The sequence below is a fragment of the Devosia sp. FJ2-5-3 genome (assembly GCF_029201545.1).
Taxonomy (GTDB): domain Bacteria; phylum Pseudomonadota; class Alphaproteobacteria; order Rhizobiales; family Devosiaceae; genus Devosia.
In genome coordinates, this window is record NZ_CP104007.1 from 2,955,056 (window position 1) to 2,974,803 (window position 19,748).

General features: G+C 63.5%; 13 protein-coding genes. 9 read left to right on the plus strand and 4 right to left on the minus strand.

Annotated features, from left to right (window positions below; translation table 11 throughout):
• Nucleotides 1–50: 50 nt before the first annotated feature.
• A complete protein-coding gene (locus tag N0P34_RS14325) occupies nucleotides 51–1,373 on the plus strand; it encodes an amidohydrolase (RefSeq protein WP_275603900.1) in 1,323 nt (440 codons plus the stop codon).
• Nucleotides 1,374–1,402: 29 nt separating this feature from the next.
• The gene (locus N0P34_RS14330) at nucleotides 1,403–2,293 is read left to right on the plus strand and encodes a nucleoside hydrolase (RefSeq protein ID WP_275603901.1); all 891 of its coding nucleotides are present in this window, start codon (nucleotides 1,403–1,405) and stop codon (nucleotides 2,291–2,293) included.
• Nucleotides 2,294–2,377: 84 nt separating this feature from the next.
• Here the strand turns inward: N0P34_RS14330 and N0P34_RS14335 are convergent, their stop codons facing one another.
• Nucleotides 2,378–3,547 (minus strand): M20 aminoacylase family protein, encoded by a 1,170-nt coding sequence (locus N0P34_RS14335; RefSeq protein ID WP_275603902.1) that lies wholly within the window; start codon nucleotides 3,545–3,547, stop codon nucleotides 2,378–2,380.
• Nucleotides 3,548–3,621: 74 nt separating this feature from the next.
• Here N0P34_RS14335 and N0P34_RS14340 point away from each other — a divergent pair, with 74 nt between their 5' ends.
• The 3 genes from N0P34_RS14340 to N0P34_RS14350 all read left to right on the plus strand — a co-directional run bounded on the left by N0P34_RS14340 (nucleotide 3,622) and on the right by N0P34_RS14350 (nucleotide 8,070).
• Nucleotides 3,622–4,314 carry a phosphoribosyltransferase gene (locus N0P34_RS14340; protein ID WP_275603903.1) on the plus strand — a complete coding sequence of 231 codons (693 nt, stop codon included), beginning with the start codon at nucleotides 3,622–3,624 and terminating at the stop codon, nucleotides 4,312–4,314.
• A 194-nt stretch (nucleotides 4,315–4,508) separates the two neighbouring features.
• Complete coding sequence (locus tag N0P34_RS14345) at nucleotides 4,509–6,398, plus strand: DUF4214 domain-containing protein (RefSeq protein ID WP_275603904.1); 1,890 nt, start codon at nucleotides 4,509–4,511, stop codon at nucleotides 6,396–6,398.
• A gap of 370 nt (nucleotides 6,399–6,768) precedes the next feature.
• Complete coding sequence (locus N0P34_RS14350; protein ID WP_275603905.1) at nucleotides 6,769–8,070, plus strand: sorbosone dehydrogenase family protein; 1,302 nt, start codon at nucleotides 6,769–6,771, stop codon at nucleotides 8,068–8,070.
• A gap of 260 nt (nucleotides 8,071–8,330) precedes the next feature.
• Here the strand turns inward: N0P34_RS14350 and pbpC are convergent, their stop codons facing one another.
• Entirely contained in the window at nucleotides 8,331–10,418 is a 2,088-nt protein-coding gene (gene pbpC / locus N0P34_RS14355) for a penicillin-binding protein 1C (RefSeq protein ID WP_275603906.1), read from the minus strand.
• 41 nt (nucleotides 10,419–10,459) lie between these two features.
• Entirely contained in the window at nucleotides 10,460–15,955 is a 5,496-nt protein-coding gene (locus N0P34_RS14360; RefSeq protein WP_275603907.1) for an alpha-2-macroglobulin family protein, read from the minus strand.
• A 209-nt stretch (nucleotides 15,956–16,164) separates the two neighbouring features.
• On the opposite strand from N0P34_RS14360, the gene N0P34_RS14365 reads away from it, so the two are divergent.
• The gene (locus tag N0P34_RS14365) at nucleotides 16,165–16,563 is read left to right on the plus strand and encodes a hypothetical protein (protein WP_275603908.1); all 399 of its coding nucleotides are present in this window, start codon (nucleotides 16,165–16,167) and stop codon (nucleotides 16,561–16,563) included.
• 61 nt (nucleotides 16,564–16,624) lie between these two features.
• Nucleotides 16,625–16,930 carry a hypothetical protein gene (locus N0P34_RS14370; protein WP_275603909.1) on the plus strand — a complete coding sequence of 102 codons (306 nt, stop codon included), beginning with the start codon at nucleotides 16,625–16,627 and terminating at the stop codon, nucleotides 16,928–16,930.
• Here the strand turns inward: N0P34_RS14370 and N0P34_RS14375 are convergent.
• On the minus strand, nucleotides 16,927–18,006 hold the full coding sequence (locus N0P34_RS14375; protein ID WP_275603910.1) for a PAS domain S-box protein: 1,080 nt from the start codon (nucleotides 18,004–18,006) through the stop codon (nucleotides 16,927–16,929). The genes N0P34_RS14370 and N0P34_RS14375 overlap by 4 nt on opposite strands.
• A gap of 552 nt (nucleotides 18,007–18,558) precedes the next feature.
• Here N0P34_RS14375 and N0P34_RS14380 point away from each other — a divergent pair.
• Together N0P34_RS14380 and N0P34_RS14385 are read left to right on the plus strand one after the other, a co-directional pair.
• Complete coding sequence (locus N0P34_RS14380) at nucleotides 18,559–19,215, plus strand: DUF6766 family protein (RefSeq protein WP_275603911.1); 657 nt, start codon at nucleotides 18,559–18,561, stop codon at nucleotides 19,213–19,215.
• A 67-nt stretch (nucleotides 19,216–19,282) separates the two neighbouring features.
• A complete protein-coding gene (locus N0P34_RS14385) occupies nucleotides 19,283–19,690 on the plus strand; it encodes a response regulator (RefSeq protein WP_275603912.1) in 408 nt (135 codons plus the stop codon).
• Nucleotides 19,691–19,748 lie beyond the last annotated feature (58 nt).

A 19,748-nucleotide genomic window follows, 5' to 3' on the forward strand; every position in this document is an offset into this window, starting at 1 on the left:
CGAGAGCCCCAATCTCTCCATACACGCACGATCTGCCCGAGGGACCAATCATGACCAGCATCCTCACCAACGCCCAGCTCATTACCATGGACGACGCCCTCACCGTCCACGAACGCGGCTGGCTGCAGATCGATGACGACATCATCACCGCCCTCGGCTCGGGCACGCCGCCCTCCATTCCCGGCGCCGAGACCATCGACTGCAATGGCGACTTCGTCATGCCCGGCATGGTCAACACCCATTGCCACATGGGTATGTCGGTGTTCCGCGGTCTTGGCGAGGATGTCGATGACCGGCTCTATCGCTACATCCTGCCGCTCGAGCGCAAATTTGTTTCCCCCGAAATGGTGCGCGCCGGCTCGGCCCTTTCTGCACTCGAAATGATCCAGGGCGGCGTCACCACTGTCGCCGACATGTATTATTTCGAAACCGAAGTGGGTGATGTCTGCGCCGAGGCAGGCCTCCGCGCCATTGTCGGGCAGACGCTGGCCGATTTCGCCCCGCCGGACCACACCAATTTCGACGAAGGGTTTGCCCGCGTCGAAGAACTGGTCGACCGCTATACCGGCCACAAGCTCGTCACCCCCTCGATCGCCCCCCACGCGCCCTATTCCACCGGCCGGGATGTCATGGCCCGCATCGCCCAATGGTCCGCCGACCACCCGGACGTGCCGGTCCAGATGCATCTGGCCGAATCCACCCTCGAGGTGAATTGGGCGCTTGAGAACCACGGCAAATCCACCGTCGCCGTGACCGCGGAAGCGGGGCTGCTCAAACCCAATCTCATCTGCGCCCACTGCCTGCAGCTCGACGATGCCGACATCACCATGATGTCCGAGCATCAGGTCTGCGTGGCCACCAATCCCCGCTCCAATGGCAAGGCCGGTCGCGGCATTGCCCCGGTCGAAAAGATGCGCAATGCCGGCCTGCCCGTCGGCCTTGGCAGCGACGGGGCCATGAGCGGCAACACGCTCGACCTCTTCAGCCAGTTCGCCCCCGTCTCGATGTTCGCAAAACTCCTCGCCGGCTCGCGCAAGCCGCTGCCCGCCGTCGAGATCATCCGGATGGCGACCATCGAAGGCGCGCGCGTCCTCGGGCTAAACCTCAAGACCGGCTCGCTCGAGCCCGGCAAGCAGGCCGACCTCATCCGCATCAGCCTCGATGCGCCCCGCCTGCACCCGATCTACGATCCCTATTCGGCCCTCGTCTTTGCCGCCATGCCCACCGACGTCACCGATACGATGGTTGCAGGCCGATGGCTCATGCGCGACCGTAGGGTACAGACACTCGAAAGCCGCCGCGTCGTGGCCGATGCCCTGCAGATTGCCGGGCAATTCAAATCCGAAATGCGGGACATCGATCAACGCGCCTGAACAGGCACACCAGCGTGGAAAACAGCACCATGACAAGACGCGTCATCATCGACACGGACCCAGGCCTCGACGACGCCGTTGCCATTCTCTTTGCGCTCGCCAGCGGACGGTTCGAAGTCCTTGGTCTGACCACCGTGGCCGGCAATATCGGCCTCGAACGCAGCACGAAGAATGCCGGCGGCCTGCTCGCCGCCATGGGGCGCTCGGACATCCCGCTCCATTCCGGTGCCGACGCGCCGCTCCTGCGTGACAATATCGACGCCATCGTCGTCCATGGCGATGACGGGTTGCGCGGCGTCACCCTGCCCCCGCCGGCCGCTCCCATCGACACTAATGCCGTGGAATGGCTGGCCGAAACGCTGCGCCGCGAACCCTCGGGCTCGATCGACATCCTGGCCCTTGGGCCCCTCACCAATATCGCCCGGCTGATTGATGAGCACCCCGACGCCGCCCAGCGCATCGGCCATCTCATCGCCATGGGCGGCACGATCGACGAGCCCGGCAATTCCGGCCCGGGCTCGGAGTTCAACTTCGCCAGCGATCCCGAGGCCGTGGCCCTGGTGCTGCATTCCGATATCCGCACCACGATCGTTCCGCTAGACGTGACCCGCCGGGTCCGCGCCGATCGCGACTATGTGGAAGCCCTGCGCACCAGCCCGGCCGGCAATATCGCCGCCGACATGCTGATGGCCTATCTCCAGGACGACAAGCGCAGCCGCCCCCTGCACGACCCCTGTGTCATGCTCCTCGCCGTCGCGCCAGACCTCTTCGGGATCGACTTCCTGCGCCTCTCGGTCAATCTCGGCGACGGTGCCGATGCCGGAGCGCTGACCCGCAGCGACACCGGCAGCCCCGTCAATGTCGCGATGCGTGTCGATGCACCGGCCGTGCTGGCACTTTTGGCCAGCGGCCTGCGCTAGAGCGTTTCCAGCTTTGTGGTTCGGAACCGCGACAAAACGAGAGCCTTGAGCAATTTCATCGTTTCAACGACGCGGTGAAACGCTCTAGGCCGCGAGTTCCTGTTCCACCAGGGTGGTCCAGAACCGGGCGCCGGTGGCAATGGCGTCGTCGTTGAAATCATAGCGCGTATTATGGTGCAGCGCCCCGTCCACGGCGGGGCCATTGCCCAGCCAGACATAGGCCCCGGGCACTTCCGCGCCGAAAAAAGCAAAATCATCGCCGGCCGTCGAGGGCGGGAAATCCGTCACCACGGGCCGGCCCGTGGCCGCCTGCGATGCGCGCAATGCCCGCGCCGTCGCATCGGCATCATTGACCACCGGCGGTATGCGCCGCAGGAACTCATATTCGGCCTCGATACCGAAGGTCGCGGCGATCCCGCGCGCCACGATGCCGATCTCGGTTTCCAGCTGGTTGCGCACCTCGGCCGAATAGGCCCGCGCCGTTCCGCCGACCCGCACGATATCGGGGATCACGTTGAGCGCCTTGAAGTCACCGGCTTCCAGCGCGCAGGCGCTGATCACCGCCGGCTGCAGCGGATCGACCACTCGCGCCACGATGGTGTGGATGGCCGCGAGAAAATGGCCCGCCGCCGTTACCGCATCGCGCCCCAGATGCGGCTTCGCGCCATGGGTGCCGACGCCGCGAAAAGTAACCGTCCAGCTGTCCGACGAGGCCAGCTGCGGCCCCGCAACGACAGCCATCTCGTCCGTCGCCAGCCCCGGCATGTTGTGCAGGCCATAGACCGCATCCACCGGGAATCTTTCGAAAAACCCTTCCTCCACCATAGCCTTGGCGCCGCCGCGCCCTTCTTCGGCGGGCTGGAAGATGAAATGCACTGTGCCTGAAAAATTGCGCGTCCGCGCCAGATGCCGCGCCGCCGCCAGCAGCATCACCGTATGCCCGTCATGGCCGCAGGCATGCATCACGTTTGGCGTGTTCGATTTGTAGGGCCGGTCGGCCAGCTCTGGCATGGCCAGTGCGTCCATATCCGCGCGCAGCGCAATCCGCCGCTTGCCATCGCCCACTCTCAGCGTCCCCACCACGCCGGTCTTGCCCAGCCCGCGATGGATTTCGATACCCTCCTCGGCCAGTTTTTCCGCCACGATGGCGCTGGTGCGCACTTCCTCGAAACCGAGTTCGGGGTTGGCGTGCAGATCGCGCCGCAGCGCAATCATGGCATCAAGTTCAAAGGGATCATTGCTGGCCGATTGCATAGTTCAGTCCGTCTTGGCATAGCTCGCGTCGGCGCACCTTTGCGCCCAGCAGGCCGCACAATCAAGGATTAGGCATGAGTTATGAGCCGCATGATTTCTGGCAGAGCTTTGTTCCGCCGGGCACATATGACGTTTCCCCGGCAGAGGGACATGTCGGCTTTTATCCCGCCACCCTGCCCGATGGCCGCCAATTGCCCCTGCCGCTCCGCGTCTTGCCCGGCGATGGCACTGCCGCCGTGTCCTCGCTCATTCTCAATCAGGCGAGCTTTGCCGTCGAGGACGGCCTCGCCGGGGCGCTGGCCGACCTGCTCCGCCCGCTGGCGCCCGAAATCATCATCGGCGTGCCGACGCTCGGCCTGCCCCTGGCGTCCAACGTCGCCCGCCGCCTCGGCCATACCCGCATGGTCCCGCTCGGCACCTCGCGAAAATTCTGGTACCGCGACGAACTCTCCGAGCCGCTGAAATCGATCACCAGCCCCGGCGCAGGCAAGACCATCTATATCGATCCGCGCATGCTGCCCCTGCTCGAAGGCCGGCGGATCGCAGTTATCGACGATGTCATCAGCACCGGCCAGTCCATGGAGGCGGTGCTGCGCCTGCTCGGCCATGCCGGCATCACGCCCATCGCCATTGGTTGCGCCATGCTGCAGGGCTCGGCCTGGCGGTCGGCCTTGACCCCCTGGCTCGACCGCATCATTGCCCCGCTGGCCACCCCGCGCTTCCACAAAACGGCCGGGGATCGCTGGCTGCCCGACGAAAATACTTGAGAAAAATCATTAGGGTAAACAATTTGCCCGCAGCATTGGCGGGCATTTTCTTCGATATTTCAGTACCCCCGGCGAAACAGAGTTTCTGACCCCTTAAACGGGTCGATAAAATTGCGCCGCGCGTTCCAACCGACCCTGAATTCCTGATCGATATCACCAGACCCAGGCAAGAATGCTTTGGGGTGATGTCAATCATGTCGGCAGTAGACCGCGTCCTCTCTTCGGGTACCAAGTACATCGACGACCTCCTGACCAGCCGCAAATGGGCAGGCGAGGCCATCTCCTTCGGGTTTTCCCAGTCCGCATCGGTTTATGCGACCAGCTATGGCCGCGGCGAAAACAAGAGCTTTGCCGCCCTCCACAGCGGGCAACAGAAAGCCGCGCTCGATGCCTTCGCGATGTGGAACGAGCTGATCGCGCTCGACCTCGTCCAGACCAACGCCAACACTGCCGAAATCCGCATGGGCGTCTCGACCATGCCGAGCACGGCCTGGGCCTACACCCCGTCCGAAACCACCCAGGCCGGTGATGTCTGGCTGGGCACGACCTATCTCGCTTCACCCGCCAAGGGAAATTACGCCTATCTCACCATCATGCACGAGATCGGCCATGCGCTCGGCCTGGCGCATCCGCATGAGGCGAACACGCTGTCGGCCTCCGGCGCCGCGCCCGATGATGGTCTGTGCCCCTGCTGCGCCGGCGCGCTCCATGGCCAGATCAGCGGCGCCCAGTCCGTGCCCTCTGCCGCCACCGCCTCGGTTATCGACGCCATGGCGCACACCATCATGAGCTACCGCTCCTATGAGGGCCAGTCGGTCTCGGTCGGCTACACCAACGAGACCTATGGCTATGCCCAGACCCCGATGGTGCGCGATATCGCCGCCATCCAGTATCTCTACGGCGCCAATTACAACACCCGCGCCGGGGACACCGTCTATCGCTGGAGCGAATCCACCGGCGAGAAATTCATCAATGGCGTCGGCCAGGGCGCTCCGGGCAGCAACAAGGTCTTTGAAGCCATCTGGGATGGCGGCGGCCGCGACACCTTCGATTTCTCCGAATATTCGACCGATCTCCGGATCGATCTCACGCCCGGCGGCTGGTCGAGCTTCGGCAATAGCCAGCGCGCCAATCTGGGCAATGGCCAGGTGGCCCCCGGCAATGTCGCCGTCGCCCTGCTGCATGAAAACAACCCGCTCGCCCTCATCGAGAACGCCATTGGCGGTCGCGGCAACGATGTGATCATCGGCAATGGCGCCGACAGCGTCCTCGTCGGTGGCGCCGGCAATGACACGCTCAATGGCGGCGCAGGTCGCAATCTCCTCGTCGGCGACAGCATCGGCAAGGAACTCTCGCTGATCGGCCTCAACATCCGCGACTTCATCTCCGTCACCCTGCCGACACCCCCAGCCCAGGCGGGCAACGACATCCTGATCGGCGGCGAACACAACGACATCTTCATCCCCGGCTTCGGCCGCAACGAGGTTCGCGGCGGCGCGGGCACCGATACGCTCGTGCTCGATTTGTCGCTCAAGGCGCTCAAGATCTCGGGCGACCCCAATGGGGTGATGAACATCGTCCATGACGGCGGCAGCGTTGCCCTCAGCGGCGTCGAAATCCTTGCGGTCAAGGATGGCATCTTCTCGCTGGTCGGCCCGATTGCCGAACTGGGCGACCGCCAGTTCGTCGACGAAATCACCCTGCTCTATCGCGCCGGCCTCGGCCGCGACCTCGACGCGGGTGGTCTCGATTTCTGGTTCTCGGCCCGTTCGAACGGCACCGATCTCGACCGCATGGCCCTCAGCCTGATCGACAGCCCGGAATTCGCCGATCGCTTCGGCACCCCGGACACCATGTCCGACGACGATTTCGTCGACGTGCTCTACAAGAACGTTCTTGGCCGCGAGGGCGAGGCCGATGGCCTGGCCTATTGGCAGGACCAGATTGCCGGCGGCGCCACCCGCGCCGACCTGCTGATGTCCTTCGCCTATAGCGAAGAAAATCGCCACCTGGCCTTTGGCAACCACGAAGGCCCCGAACTCCTGGCTGTCACCTACGGCCAGTGGTCCCAGCTCTGGAGCTGACCGGCCCGAAACTCCTCCGAAAAGGCGCTTGATGAGCGCCTTTTCTATTGGACCGCCTGTCCGCTCACGGCGCTGCCTCGGGTCACCCCCGATGGAAGCCAATTGCGACATCGAAAAGCTGCCGCAGACGGGCTAACCCATCGACCGTCCGTCTCGTCCCGCGATCCTATCCCCCTGCGCCTCCCCCCTTATGGGGCGGGAATGAGGATGAGGGCTCGGTGTGCCCCTACCGCCTCCTTACCGCTCCCATAACCTCCTGCACCGCCAGCAATTCCCCGAATAAATCATACTTCTGGCGATCAATATCTGGTCCGAGAACGATATTGCCGCTAGTCTCCAGCTTTCCCGATTTTGCGAGCAGTGATCACCGATGGATGCCAGTGCCGTTTTCGCCCGTTTTGTCGCTCTAGTCGGTTCGGTTGCCGTCGCCATTCGCCATTCCGGCGATGGTCCGCGCCCACCGGCCTATGGGCTGAAACCGACCATTCCCGGGCCCAAGCCGCAGGGCTCCATCCCGACCCTCAAGATGCCGACCGCCAAGGGCTGGCAGGACGGCCGCACCCCGGTTCCCGCGCCAGGCCTCAAGGTCAATGCCTTCGCCAGGGACCTCGATCATCCGCGCCAGGTCTATATCCTGCCCAATGGCGACGTTCTCGTCGCTGAATCCATGGGCGAGTCGGGCAATCCCAAGACCGTCTTCGACCACGCCATGTCCGCGACGATGAAACGGGCCCGCGCCTCGGGCGACAGCCCCAATCGCATTATCCTCTTGCGTGACGCCGATGGCGACGGGGTGGCCGAAGTCCGCCACGTTCTGCTGGAAAACGTGCGCCAGCCCTATGGGATGGTGTTCCTCGACAACACTCTCTATGTCGGCGCCAGCGATGCCCTGCTCGCCTATCCCTATGAACTGGGCCAGACCAAGATCACCGCCCAGGGCCGCAAGCTGATGGGCATGAAGCCCGGTGGCCACTGGACGCGCAATCTCATCGCCAACAAGGACGGCACCAAGATCTATGTCGCCGTCGGCTCGCTCAGCAATATCGGCGATGCCGGCATGGAGGCCGAAATCGACCGCGCCTGCATCTTCGAATATGACATCGCGGCCGGTACGCACCGCCTCTTTGCCGGCGGCCTGCGCAATCCGGTCGGCATGGCCTTCGAACCCACCACGCAGACCCTCCACACCGTTGTCAATGAGCGCGACGGCCTCGGCGACGAGACCCCGCCGGATTACCTCACCTCGGTGGTCGATGGCGGCTTTTATGGCTGGCCCTATTGCTACTGGAACCGCACCGTCGACGATCGCGTGCCGCAGGATGCAGCCAAGGTCGCAATCGCCCTGCAACCCGACTTCGCCCTGGGCGGCCACACCGCCTCGCTCGGCCTCTGCTGGCTACCCGACGGCACACTGCCCGGCTATCCCGCCGGCATGGCCATCGGCCAGCACGGTTCGTGGAACCGCAGCAAGCTCTCCGGCTACAAGCTGACCTTTGTCGAGTTCAAGGATGGCAAGCCGGTCGGCATGCCCCGCGACATCCTCACTGGCTTCCTGACGGAAGATGAGAACTATTCCTATGGCCGCCCCGTCGGCGTCGCCCACGCCGCCGACGGCTCCGTGCTTATGGCCGACGACGTCGGCGACGTCATCTGGCGCGTCACCGGCGCCTGATCTTTTGTTTGTGGGGGGGTGGCTGCAACTCCCGATAGCTGCCCCTATCTCGCACCACCACAATGTCATCCCCGCGAAAGCGGGGACCTCCGTTAAACAGGGGTTCCCGCTTTCGCGGGAATGACACCGAGTAGGCAGAGCGTTCGGGAACCAACCCCATCAACTCCTGCGCATCCTCCCCCTGTTCAGGGGGAGGGTAGCAAAGCTGGGCCGCAAGGCCGTAGCGGCGCTGGGTTGGGGGTCATCGGTGTTGGCCCCCCCTAATTCAAAAACACCGTCACACTATCCCCGCGCCCCTCGGCATCGACCACCGAGAGCGTGACATAGCCGGGTCCGTCGGGCTGCCAGATCCCCTCTCGCGCAAAGCGCGGCCGCCCGAAAGGCGCGCCATTGGCAAAGAAGGTGAAGGGCGGCACGCCATTGCGCACTTTTACGGTGAGCGCTGCCTCCTGCCCCTCCCGCAATCCCAGATCGACATCGACGCCATCCCCAGGAAAGGCGATCTCCGGCGAGGCGATCCGCGCCACCAAATTATCGTTCGGGTGGCGAAACCGCCGCAGCGGCTCGGGCAGTTCGGTATTCGACGCAAACAGTACGCCCGGCGGCGCCTTGGGCAGCGGCGCGCGGCGATTGCGCAGCCGGTCAAAGGCTTCAAAGAGGATCGGCGCGGCCCCGGTAATCCCCGATAGTCCAGGCACCGGCGCGCCATCCGGCCGCCCGACCCAGACGCCGATCGCCGTCTTGCCGTCAAAGCCGATGGCCCAGGCATCGCGATAGCCATAGGAGGTACCGGTCTTGTAGGCGATGCGCCCCGGCGTGCCGTTCAGCGGCGGCGGCACATCGGCCAGAATATCGGCCACATACCACGCCGCTACCCGGTCGAGGACCGGCGCGGATACGCCATTGCTCTCCGGCTTGGGCTTGCCAACACCGTCCCGCAGCGTCACCGGCATTCCCCCGCGCCCGATGGCGGCATAGAGCCCGACAAGATCGCGCAGGCTGATCCCCACCCCGCCGAGCCCCACGGCAAGGCTCGGCGCCGTATCGACCGGCAGGCGTGCATCCGCATGGGCGCGCCGCAGCCGCGACACCAGCCGCGCCGGCCCCACCGCATCGAGCACCACCACGGCCGGAATATTCAGCGACTGCGTCAGCGCGTCATGGATGGTCACCGTGCCGCGATTGAAGCCGTCGAAATTGACCGGCACATAACCGCCAAAGGCCGTTGTGCGGTCCTCGATAAGGCTTTGCGGATGCGCCAGCCCCAGTTCGAACCCCAGCCCGTAGATCAGTGGTTTCAGCGTCGAGCCGGGCGACCGGATCGCCGTGGTCATGTCGACAAACCCCGCGCTTTCCGTCGCCAGCAGCCCCGCCGATCCGACAGACGCCAGAATCTCCCCGGTCTCCATATCCGCCGCAAGGATGGCCACCGAAACCTTCGGATCGATCATCCGCGCCCGCGCCGCGCCGAGCCGCTCCAGCGCCTCCTGAAGCCGCTTTTCCATGGTGAGTTGAACTGTGCGCGCCCCCGGCTGCGCTTTTCGCGCCGCCTCTGCGGTATGCGCCGCCAGCATGGGAAATTCGCGCCGCGCGATCGGGATCGGCTCGAGCTTTGCCGCCCGCGCCTCTTCTTCGGCAATGGCGTCCATGGTCACCAGCCGGTCGAGCACCATGTCCCGGCTCCGCCGCGCCGCCTCGGGGTCGCGGTCGGGCCGTCGCGCCTCGGGCGATTGCGGCAACGCCACCAGCAGGGCCGCCTCGGCCGTCGTCAACCGCGTCGGCTCCTTGCCGAAATAGGCAAGGCTCGCGGCGCGGATGCCCTCGATATTGCCGCCATAGGGCGCCAGGGTCAGGTAGAGATCGAGAATGTCGTCCTTGCCCAGTTCATCCTCGAGCCGGTCGGCATGCACCATCTGCCGCAGCTTGCCCCAGGCATTCCTGGTCGGCTGCCCCTCGATCAGCCGCGCCACCTGCATGGTGAGGGTCGAGCCACCCGACACCACCCGGCCCCCTGCGCCGACAAATTGCAGCGCCGCGCGCGCCATCGAGTTCCAGGCAATGCCCTCATGCCCGTCAAAGCCGCGATCCTCATAGGCGATCAGCATGTCGATAAAGCGCGGATCGACCTCCGCCTTGCGCACCGGCAGGCGCCAGCGGCCATCGCCGGCCGTGAACGGCCGCAGCAGGGCGCCATTGCGATCCACCACCGCGACGGAAACCGGCAATTCGGCGAGGTCCGGCGTCGCCGGCAGCTCGGCCCGGATCGTCGTCACCCAGGCGGTCAGTTGGATAACTCCGGCCAATCCCAGCGTGAACAGCACAAAGCCAAGCAGGGTCAGCCGCGCCACCCAAGGGCGCGGCTTCCTCCCCGATTTTGGCGCACTCTCGCTCATGGCCCTGCGGCGATCACCTCGACCGAGCCGGAGGCCGTGTTGGCCCGCAATTCGGGACGATACATGTCCTCCACATTGGCGCCAGGCAAGACGAACATCCCCGGCGACACGGCCCGCACCATATAGGCGGTCGTAAAAGTCTCGACCTCCGAATAGTAGCGGAAGGCGGCGACGAACTGGTCGGTGCGCGATTCCACATGGGTCGGCGTATTGAGCTTGAGCCAGTTGAAATCGGAGACGCCCTCGCCCGCGGAGAGGTTCGGGTTCTCGATCTCGAAGCCTGCCGGCAGCGGGTCGGCGATCACATATTGGCCCGATCCGAAATCGGTCGGCCGGACCGAAATCACCACCACAAGCCGCTCGTTCTGGGCGATCGGGGTCATCTCGGGATCGACGCGCGAGCCGTCGGGCAGGAAATATTCCCGCTCGATGGTGAAGCCATTGCTGGTCGCCTCAGGCGCGACGGCGGGATATCCCGTCACACTCACCTTGGCCTCGGTCGCACTGGTGCCCTCGTTGACGAGTTCGAGCGTGGTAAAACCAGTTTGCTCGAAGCGGCGGTAGACCTGCCCCGTCAGGGCCTCGCCATCGAGGGTGATCGTGCCGTCGGCCGTGCCCTGCCCCAGCGCCGCTGCCGCCAGAAGCGTCCAGCTCTCCTCCTGGGTGGAGGTGTAGCGGGCCCGGTCCAGCATTTTCGCCAGCTGGTTGGTCAGCGCCAGCAGATCGACACCCTCGGCCCTGAATTCGGCCGCCAGCGCGATCACGCCTGCGGTGTCGCGCAGCTTACTGCCATAGTCGAGCCGGTAGCGCTTGGTGTTCTCCGGCTTGCCGAGGCTCTCCACCGCCGCGGCAAAGGCCCGATTGGCGCGTGTCTTGTCCCCGTAGAGCGCCAGCGCCGCACCCAGCTGGGCCTTGGCGAGAGGCGTCGCGAAGGCGTCGAGCCGCGCCTCGAAATAATAGCGCAGATCGCCCATCGCCACCCGGCCGGCCCGCGCCAGATCGTGCAGCGCATAGGCCACATCCTCGCCGCCATTGTCGAAATCGGCTGCGTAGGAGAGCTGGTTGGCGAGGTTGTCGAGCGCCATGCTCATGGCCTCTTCGGGCACTTTGTAGCCATTGGCCTTGGCCCGCAGCAGGAAGTCGGTGACGAAGCTGTCGAGCCAGAGGTCGCCGCCATCATAGGGCCCCCAGAGCCCGAACCCGCCCGCCGATGTCTGCTTGGCGAGCACATTGGTGATCGCGTCCGCCACCACCTGGTTGAGCTTGTCGTCTTCGGCCAGCCCGATCAGGCCGGCCACTTCGTTGAGGTAGAGCAGCGGCAGCGCCCGGCTCGAAACCTGTTCGGCGCAGCCATAGGGATAGCGGTCGAGCGACATCAGCAGGCCCGGCACGTCGAGTCGCGCCAGCGGGCCGACCGCAAGGGTCATCGTGCCGGTATCGGCGAGCAGGTCTTCAAAGCTCTCGACCCCGAGTTCGATCCGCTCGCCGGGCCCGATGGGAACGAGACGGCTCCGCGTCACCTGCGCGCTCACCGGGCGCACGCCCAGCAAGAGTTCCTTGGTCTGTTCCAGCCCGCCCGGCCCGGTAATGGTCAGCACCACCGGCCAATCGCCGATCTGCATGCCATTGAGCCGGAGGTCGAGTGCCGTCCTCTCACCCTCGCCCAGCTCGATTTCCGTGCTGGAAGCGGGTGTGGAAATGCCCTCGCCGGTCGAGAGCGCAACGCCATAGCTGCCCGCTTCGCCATCGACATTGTTGATCTCGACCAAGAGGCGAGATTCATCGCCCACCCGCAGGAAGCGCGGCGGGCTCAGCGTCACGACCACCGGATCGCGCACGATGACGTCGGTCGATGCATGGCCGACGGCGCTATCGGTCCAGGCCATGGCCATGATCCGCACCGTGCCGGTAAAGTCCGGCATGTCGAAGCTGAGGCTCGCCTTGCCGTTCTCGTCCACCTCGACAATGCCCGAATGCTGGGCGACCAGCACGGTGATCGGCGGGGGCGTGCCGAGACGCGCGGTCTCGCCATCGCCGCCCGAGCGCAGTGCCCCGGCGAGCCCCTGATTGGGGTCGATCAGGGCGCCATAGAGGTCACGGATTTCCATGCCCAGCTGGCGCTGGCCGAAATAATACTCGTCCGGCGCCGGCACCTTGAAATTGGTGAGGTTGAGGATGCCGAGATCCACCGCCGCGACGGCCACATAGGCGGTCTCACCAGCGGCGACATTGCCCAGCGCCACTTCGACGGTGAAGCTTTCGCGCGGCAGTGTCACGTCCGGCGCCGAGAGGCTCACATCGAGCTTGCGCTCGCCGGGATCGATATCGGCGAAAGCCAGACCCAGCGCCCGTGATGGCATGCGCTTTTCGCTGGCGTCGGCCGGCCGGTAGAGGATGGCCGTCACATAGGCGCCCGGCCCCCAGGCCTCGGTCACCTGCAGCGGTACGGTCGTGCCCCCTTCGGGTACGTCCACCGCCTGCATTTCGATGACGCGATTGTCGATCACCATTACCAGCGCGGTGCCCGCAAATTGCGGGTCGAGCTTGAGATTGGCGGTCTCGCCGATGCGATAGGCCGGCTTGTCGAGCGCCACCTGCAGCGTGTCCGGCGTATCCGAACCGGCATCGGCATAATAATAGCCGGCGTAGAATTCATAGCTCGACGAGGTCGGGTCAGAGCCGCTGCTTTCCACCTCGAGCCGGTAGAGGCCCCAATCGACATTGGCGCCAACAATGGCCGGTTTGCCTTCGCTGGTGTCGGCTTCGCCATTGGCCACGTCACGCGTCGTGGTGATGGCTTCCCAGTTCCAGGTGCTGCCGTTGCGATACCATTGATAATTGGTCTCGATCCGCGACAGGGTCCAGTTCAGCCCCGTTTCGGCGACCGCCTCACCTTCGGGCGAAACGGCGATGATCTCGAACTCGGCCTTGCTGCCTTCGCCCAGGCCCGTCGCGTCGCTGAACACCGGCTTGATGCCGATGCGAATGCCATCAGCCAGAACCGGCCGCGTGATGCTGCGTTCCACCGAACGGCCGCTGGTATCGATCAGGCGCAGCAGGATCTGCGCTTCGAGCGGCTTGGTCGTCACCTGCGCTTCGGGCAGGGTCACCTCGGCAATGGCGTTGCCGGCCTCATCGGTCATGCCGACGAGACCAAGGGGCTCGCGACTGGTCTCGATGGCGTCGTCCAGCCGGCCGAACGTGTAGCCGGGGAATTCGGCCAGGGTCGTGCGCGGCCGCAGAATGGCATCGGCCTCGATCCGCAGATCGGGCGCGGTGGCGCCATAGAGATATTTGGCGGCGACATTGATCTCGTTGACCGCGCCGGCCTTGAATGGCCCCTCTTCCACCGGGCTTACCTCGAAGGCGAGGCGTTCGGGCTCGAAATCCTCAACAAGGAAGCTGGTGCGCGCCAGTGGTTCGGCATTGGGATCGGAATAGATGCGCAGCGTCCAGGAGCCCCTCATGGCCTCTGCCGCCATGGGCAGGGCTGCAAAATAGCCACCCGCCCCTTCGTCATTGAGCAATTGACTGCTGGCGGTGACGCCATCGGGCCGCTCGATTTCGAGCGTCAGCGGCAGGCCGGTCACGGCATTGGCGCGCTCGTCGCGCAGCAGCGCGGTCAGATACACCGTTTCGCCCGGGCGATAGACGCCGCGTTCGGTGGTCGCGAAGAGGTCGAGCGGGCCCGGGGATGGCCGTCCCTCGACGCCGCGGTCAGTGAGATCGAAGGCGGGGCGGGAAAGGTTGAGGAAGGCGTAGTCGCCGTCCCCGGTCTCGGCCACCAGCAATTGCGGAGCCCGGCCGCCCTGCCCGCGAGCCAGGCCCGGTGCGAACACGGCACGGCCATCGTCATCGGTCGTGGCCTCGCCCAGGATTTCGTTGTTCACCGCCACGAGCCGGACCGTGGCCCCGGCAATGGGCTGAGCCGAACTCAGGCCGCGCACAAAGGCATGCACGCCATCGTCGCCGGCTATGGTCGTCAGCCCCAGATCGGTGACGATGAACCATTGCGTGGCCATATCCGACCAGTAATTCTCGTCGTCTTCGCCCTTCACCTTGGCGGTGATCACATAGGCGCCTGCACTAACCTCGCCCAGCACTTCGGCCACGGGGATGGCCGTCGTCATCAGCGCATTGGAATCGCCCTGCGCCAGATCGACTTCGCCGCTCCAGATCGCCTCGCCAAGCCGGTCGGCAATGTCTTCGGCACCATAAGGGGCGAGTCCGTTCTGGAAAATCCCATCCCGCACGGCCGTCGCAATGGAGCGGTCGCCGATACGATAGATTTCGATTTCCGCCGTCTCGGCATTCACCGAGGTGATGGGCAGACCACCGCCCAGACCGGCTGGCATCACATAGGCATTATTGGCAAAGCCCACGAAGGGGGTGCGGTCGGGAATATAGACACTGAGGTCCACATCCTTGCTCAGTTCCTCGCCATCGGCCGATTGCAGGCCGGCGCGGAACTTTATCGAATAGCGGTTGCCGTGCTGCAGTCCTTCGATACAAATCTGCTCGTGCTCGGTTTCGACCGAAGCCTGCGGCGCATTGGCGACGGAGACGAAGGCCGAAAGATCGGTGCTGCCGAGCGGATTGGAGAAGACGACGCAGACCCGCGGGGCGGCCGGTTCGGCATCCACCACATGGTCGGTAATGCGGAAGCCGTGCTGGGCCACCACTGTGTCCAGATAGTCTTCCAGCACCGCGTCCGGCAACAGCGCCAGGCTCAGGCGGTAGGTGGCGATGGCTTCCCGCCACATCTGGCGATATTCGATGCCATTGGCGAGGGCCCGCAGCGCCATTGCGCGCGCATCCGGTTCGGTGGAGCGCAGGAAGGCATTCATGGCAGCTGCCGTGGCCACCTGCCCCATTTCGGAGCTGTTGTCGCCCGTCGACTGGCCCTTGACCGCGTCGGCGCGGCGCAATGCGGCCTCGGCAAGCGCCTGCCACACCTCGGGATCGTTGGCGTTGATGGCGAGGGCTTGGCGATAGGCCACCACGGCGCCGGCATAATTGTCCGCGGCCGCTTCCTCGTCACCCGAGGCAACGAGGTCGGCATAAACGGCCTTGGGAGCCGGCGCGTCGGTCTGCGGCAGGTCGTTGGCAAAGCGCTTCGCCTGGTCGACCAGCGCCTGCGCCGGGAATGGCAATTCGGAATGACGCGTCGCCTCGATGACGGCCGGCGATGGCGCCCGGGTCACGCGCCCTGAGATCGCTCCGTTGAACGCGGCCTCATCGCCGACGCCGCCTTTGAGGAAGCACCATTTCGACTTATCGTTGAAGGTGAAGGCGCGACAGATATTGTCCTCGGCGCATTGCGCCCGGCAGGCTTCGAGGTCGGTATTTTTGAGGATCGAATAGTCGAACCCGGGGAGGTCGGTGTTTTCCAGCAGGGTGATCTTGGTCTGCGCAGTGGCCGACCCGATCAGCGCCAGGCCGATCAGCATTGCGGCCGCGAAATTCCGTACGGCGCCAAATCCAGCCAGCATGCTGTCCTCCCCTGAACTGCTCGCTGCATATCAATGCCATGGTGCGATAGAAATCAAGCAGAGTTGGAGCGCGGTCGTGGGCCAATTTACCGTTCGGCCCAACGCGTCCACTATCAGCGGCCCATTTCACATTTGAGGCGTCTCAATGCTAACCGTCTGTTAGCACTAGACCACGAAATGCTACGCGCGCCCAATCAAGGAGCGGCCCGTTGACCCGACCCAGTCCAGACCAAATCCGCCTGCCCTTCGTCACCCAGCGCCCGCTTGAAGATGGCTGCGGCGCCAGCGTCCTGCAGATGTTGACCGGCAGGCCGCTTGGCGAGATAGAAGCCCATTTCGGTTGGAAAGACGGGGAGTTACGCCGCTCGACCTGGGACGACATCATCCGCATCCTGCCCCGGTTCGGCTGGCGGTTCGCTGCGCGGCAGGCAGTCGAAAGCTGGGACGACGTCCAGGGCCTCGCCGTCATGCATGTCCACGATGACCACTTCATGCTCTATGATGCCGACAACAGGGTTTTTTACGATCCCTGGGAGTTCGAGGGCCCATCCCTTTCCACAAACCGCAAGCCGATCAGCACCTTAGCGATCTGGAAGCCAGAAGACTGAGCTTATCCCCGGGCAACGAATATCGCTTAAGATCATTGCCATCCGCGTGAAGGAGACCAAGATGAACACAGCCAATCTTCAGCTCGAAGGCCTGCTCATGGCCATCGCCTCCATCAATAAGACACTCGTTTCAAAAGGGATTTTGACGGCAGATGAGATCGAAAAGGCGCTCGCCACGTCAGAGCAGCTGGTCATCGGCGATGAACGGGCCACCGAGGAGCTTTCGCCCGCCAATCGCGACGCCATCGCCTTTCCGATCCGGCTCCTCCGGCTCGCCAACCGCGGCGACGCCGACGCGTCCGCAAGCTTTTCCCAACTCACCAAAATGGTCGGGGAAACCAAAGACCGTTACAACGATCAGCTCTAAGCCTCTCTGGCGCCCAGATTTTTTGCGACTGACGCCAAGGCCTCCGATGGACGCTGAGAGATCATTTCGGTCAGCGGCGCCTTGAGCGTCCAGCGGATATAATCCGCGCCGCGGTCGATAAATGCTTCTCCGCGAAGGGAAAAAGGCACCGCACGTTCCAGAACGACCGAGCCGAACCCCCGGCGCGCACTGTCATCCGGAACGGCCACCGCACTTCCGGTCATCTCGCTCCAGCAGAGTTCGACGAAGTCCTCGCCGTCGCTGGGGAAAATCTTCCACTCGATGACGATTTGTCCTTGGCCGCGCCCCAGCACACCATACTTGACCGAGTTCGTCCCAAGCTCGTGCATGGCCATGCCAAGGTGTTGAACTGCATTGGAATTTAGCGTGACTGGCGGCCCCAGCGTGACCACTTTGTGCTCATTGCCGAAGGCCCCAAGCTGCTGTTCAATCAACTCGGCAAGGCTCGCGCCGCTCCAACCGGAATTGACGAGGAGGTCCTGCGAGCGTGCCAGGGCCAGGATCCGGTCGCGAAGCTGCTGTTCGAAATGCTGGGGCGACTGAGATCGGTTGCTGGTTTCACGAATGATGGAAAGAATCACCGCATACTGGTTCTTGACGCGATGATTGACCTCTTGAAGCAAAAGGCGAATTCGCCGTTCCGCCTCCTTGGTTTGGGTGATGTCCCGTGCGATCTTCGACGCCCCGACAATGCTGCCATCGGCATGTCTGATGGGTGATATGGTCAGCGAAACATCGATCCGGGTGCCATCCTTGCGCAAGCGAACGGTCTCAAAACTCTCGACGCGTTCCCCCCGCCGGATGCGCGCAATGATCTCCGCTTCCTCGTTCTGCAGATGGTGAGGGATCAACATGACCACCGATTTGCCCACCGCCTCCTCGGCGGTATAGCCGAACATGCGTTCGGCGGCGGCGTTCCAGGTCTGGATGATGCTATCGAGGTTCTTGCTGATGATTGCATCGAAGGAACTGTCGACGATTGCCGCCAGGAGATAGGCGGTATGATCATCCGCAGAAATATTATTGCTGGGCGGCACGGGGGTCTGCGGGAACATTTCTACCTAACTGGCTGACATCAACCATACACAGCATTTTTATTGCCCCGAAAACAATCATTTCCCGTGCGCAAAATTGGCTTGCCATTCCGGAGCATTGGCAACCTCACAACGGGCCGGACGTTACTGCCTGGAACAAGCAGCGAGGCCGAAATGCAGGAAAATCATGATTCTGGCGCAGACTTCATCGAAGGCTTTGCCCTGATTGCAGGCGCACTCTGGGTCGGTGGTGCGGCCTTCTTTCTAATTCTGGCATCGATAGGAAGAGGGATGCTCGGGTAAAATATTGATGGAACTCTAGGCAGGCTTTCCGTCGGAACATCGTCAAATGATTCAGCCTGGATTTCACTTCGAGCACCAGGACACACATCCGTAGAGCAATGCGCGATGGACCACGCGCTTACGGTTAAGTCGCGAACGCTGAGAAGGTTGCATAGAAAGTACGCGTCTGACGTCTGTTTCGCGGCCGACACTTGGGGAGGACGGCGCATATAGCCGTCCCTCGGCGGTTATCACCCGTGCTTTTTCCCGGAGGTTTTGAGGTTCGTCGTCATGTTTTTCCGAAACAACGGCCTGACAATCGCCCTTATGCTGGCATTCTTCATGTGCCTCGTTGGCATGGCTCTATCCGGCTGGCTTGCCAATAATGAACTCCTCGCGGAGCACCACCGTCCCGTTCTGGGCCTGTTCAGCTATCTGACGTCGCCAGAATTCCAGTCGGCCCTGTTCGAAAATTGGGAGAGCGAATTTCTCCAGATGGCAGCCTATGTGTTGCTCACAGCAATGCTTTTTCAAAAAGGTTCGGCGGAATCGCGCGATCCGGACGCGGCCAGCGATGAGGCAGAGGATGGCCCGTCCAACAGAGTACGTCCGGATTCCCCATGGCCGGTCAGAGCGGGGGGGCTGATCGGATACCTCTACTCCTATTCTCTCGGAACCGCGCTTTTTGGGCTTTTCGTGATGTCCTTCGTTCTGCACTGGACCGGCAGCGCCGCTGCAGCGAACGCCGAGGCAGCGCTGCACAATATGCCGGAGGTCTCGCTCTGGGAACATTTGACCAGTTCGCAATTGTGGTTCGAATCCTTCCAGAACTGGCAATCGGAATTCCTGGCGACAGCTGCGCTGGTTGTCCTTTCCATATTCCTTCGTCATCGCGGTTCACCCGAGTCCAAGCCTGTCGCGGCGCCGCATCATCAGACCGGCGGATAATCGCACCGTCGTCTGCCCTTCGACCCTCTACTTAACCTATGTTAGCGCATCAATGCCGGACGTCGGTATGGTGGGCGAATCGTCGTGGTGTGCGGTGAGTGTCGTGTCCTCAGTTACAGACGTCAGAATTTTGATCTGCGAAGATGAGTATCTGCTCGCAAGCAGTCTTGCGTCCGACTTCGAGGCACGGGGCGTACAGGTCTTGGCAATCGTCGCACAGGTGGCAGAGGGTGTCGCCTTGCTGGACGAGTTGGTCGACGCGGGACTAAACGCAGCAATTATCGATATTCAACTGATAGACGGCCCCGCCTTCCCCTTGGTCGAGCGCCTCCGTGAGAAGTCCATTTCGGTTGTGTTTTTCAGCGGATATTCGGCCCGCGATTTGCCGGAGAAATATCGCGACTTTCCGGTTGTGACAAAGCCGGGAAACATAGATGAACTGATGCAAGCGCTGGCGCTGGCAATCACCGTCTGACGCCTGACCCGCGACTTCCACGTCGCGGGCCGCAAGAGTTTTGGTGCTGAACCGGAAA